Raw genomic sequence first — 2,704 nt, 5'->3', positions numbered from 1 at the left:
GTGGTGCTGGGGCTGGGCGTGGTCGCCGGGTTCCTCGCCCTGGACCTGGTCTCGTCCTTCAACGGCGGATGGTGGCCGGTCCCGCTGGTCGTGGTGGCGGTGGCGGCGGCCGCGGGGTGGGCCCGGCTGCCGCAGACCCGTCCGGCCCGGCGGCTGCTCGGCCGTCCGGTGCTCGCCGCGCTGCTGTGGGCACTGGTCACGGGCCCGGCGGGGGTGAGCGTGCTGAACTTCCTGGTGCCCTACCTGTGGACGGAGGCGGAGCACGCCTCACCGGTCGCGACCGGACTGGCGCTGCTCGCCTTCTCCCTCGCGATGGCCGCGGTGTCGCCCGCGGCGGGCCTGCTCGCGGACCGCCGCGGGAACATGCCGGTGGCGCTGGCCGGTATGGCGGTGATCCTGGCCGGATCCGTGGTGCTGTTCGCCGATGTGGTCACCGGGCTCGTCCTGATGGGGGTGGGCAACGGACTGTTCGCCGGCCCGCTCAGCGCCGCGGTCCTCCGGCACACTCCACCCGAGCTGAACGGCACCTCCGGCGGCGTCAGCGCACTGGCCCGGAACTTCGGTTTCGCGCTCGGTCCCGCTCTCGGCTCGCTCGCGTGGACCTGGACCGGCGGTGGTGCCGCGGGATTCCGGATGGGCGCGCTGGCCGTCGTCCTGCTCACCGCCACCGGCACCGTCGCGACCGGACTGGCCTGGCGCCGCGAGTCCCGCTCAGGTCGTGTTCCTTGAGCGTGCTGAGGCGGCACCGTCACGTAAACCACTGCCGAACAGCCTCTAGCGGCCGGACCCGCACGGACCGCTCGGGGCGGGCCTTAAGGTATGCCGCATGAGTCGGTTCGTGGACACACTTGTCGCCACCGCCAACGGAGGCGGGCAGTTGCGGGGAATGGTCACCGGGGAGCCCAAGGAACCGGTCCGGCGGACTTGGGCGGAAGTCCACGAGCAGGCCAGGCGCCTCGCCGGAGGGCTGGTCGAGGGCGGTCTCCGGCCCGGCAGCGCGGTGGCGGTACTGGCCGCCGCGCCCGCGCTCATCGCGCCGACGGTGCAGGGCGTGTGGCTGGCGGGCGGCAGCGTCACCATGCTGCACCAGCCGACCCCCCGCACCGATCTGGCGGTCTGGGCCGAGGACACCGTCAAGGTGCTCCGCATGATCGACTCCAATCTGGTCGTGCTCGGCGAGCCCTTCGACGCGCTGGCCCCGGTGCTGACCGAGCACGGGATCGGCTACCGCCTGATCAGTGACCTGCTCGACGCCGAGCCGATCGCCGAGCCGGTGCCGTCGGGGGAGGACGACCTGGCGCTGCTGCAGTTGACGAGCGGGTCGACGGCGGAGCCGAAGGCCGTGCGCATCACCCACGGCAACCTGTACACCAACGTCAAGGCCATGGTCGAGCGCGCCGAGTTCGAGTTCGACAAGGACGTCATGGTGTCGTGGCTGCCCACCTTCCACGACATGGGCATGGTCGGCTTCCTGACCGTGCCGATGACCTTCGGGGTCGAGCTGGTCAAGATCACGCCGGTGGAGTTCCTGTCCGGGCCGCTGATCTGGCCGGGGCTGATCAGCAAGTACCGGGCGACCACCACCGCCGCGCCCAACTTCGCCTACGCCATCGTCGGACGGCGTCTGGCGAAGGTCGAGGACGACGACGCCTACGACCTGTCCACCCTGCGCATCGCCCTCAACGGCGCCGAGCCCATCGACGAGACCGCGGTGAAGACGTTCACCGACGCCGGGGCCCGGTTCAAGATGCCCGCGGAATGCGTCTTCCCCGCCTACGGCATGGCGGAGGCGACGCTCGCGGTGTCCTTCGCCCCGCTGTTCACCGGCCTGACCCTGGACGTGGTCGAGGCGCACGCACTGGAGGCCGACAACCGGGCGGTCCCGGTGCCGGAGGGCGACCCGCGGCGGGGCACCGACGAGGTGCGCTCGTTCGCGGTGCTCGGCAGGCCGCTCGAGGGCCTCGAAGCCGAGATCGTGGACGAGCACGGGAAACGGCTCGGGGAGCGCGAGGTCGGCGAGATCCGCCTGCGCGGCCCGGCGGTCACGCCCGGGTACCTCACCGTCGACGGGCCGAAGCCGACGCAGGACGCCGAGGGCTGGCTGGCCACCGGCGACCTCGGCTACCTGATCGACGGGCAGATCGTGATCTGCGGGCGCCGCAAGGACGTCATCATCATGGGCGGCCGCAACATCTACCCGACCGACATCGAGCGGGCCGCGACCTCCGTGGAAGGCGTGCGGGCGGGCAACGCGGTGGCCGTGCGGATCGACGCCGGGACCCGGCGCGAGCGGTTCGCCGTGGTGCTCGAATCGAAGCTCGCCGGGGACGCCGAGGCCGAGCGGGCGCTGGCCAAGGAGGTGGCCGCCCGCGTGCGTGACGCCGTCGACCTGCGCCCGTACGCGGTGGTCGTGCTGCCCACCGGCAGCCTGCCCAAGACCCCCTCCGGCAAGGTCAAGCGCGCCGCCACCGCCGCCCAGTTCGCCGACCAGATCAACTCCGCCGCGCACTGACGCACTGACCCACGGCGGTCGGTTCCGCGGAGTGCCCTGAAGGTCGCCGTGAGGGGACCCCGCACGGTCGAAACGGCTGTGAGGGGACCCCTCACAGCACCGCGCAGCCCTGGTTGCAGGCGGGTCACCGCGGAGAAAGGCGCCTCGCACGGGTCGAACGTGGGACTCGGGCTGTCGAACGTGGGACACAAG

2 protein-coding genes are annotated in these 2,704 nt (G+C 72.3%); both read left to right on the top strand.

The annotated features are described in order from the left end of the window. A partial coding sequence (locus FNH05_RS35875; protein WP_144593287.1) for an MFS transporter occupies positions 1-729 on the top strand: 729 nt, incomplete at its 5' end. A 97-nt stretch (positions 730-826) separates the two neighbouring features. After that, entirely contained in the window at positions 827-2,512 is a 1,686-nt protein-coding gene (locus FNH05_RS35870; RefSeq protein WP_144593286.1) for a fatty acyl-AMP ligase, read from the top strand. Positions 2,513-2,704 lie beyond the last annotated feature (192 nt).

Origin of the sequence: Amycolatopsis rhizosphaerae (assembly GCF_007713715.1) — a bacterium.
Classification (GTDB): Bacteria; Actinomycetota; Actinomycetes; order Mycobacteriales; family Pseudonocardiaceae; genus Amycolatopsis_E; species Amycolatopsis_E rhizosphaerae.
Note: the sequence above shows the minus strand (reverse complement) of the source record. Positions and strands in the feature narration are given on the sequence as shown.

Excerpts from the sequence above, each read along its gene's own strand:
- FNH05_RS35870 (WP_144593286.1), top strand. The coding sequence starts at position 827 with ATGAGTCGGTTCGTGGACACACTTGTCGCCACCGCCAACGGAGGCGGG.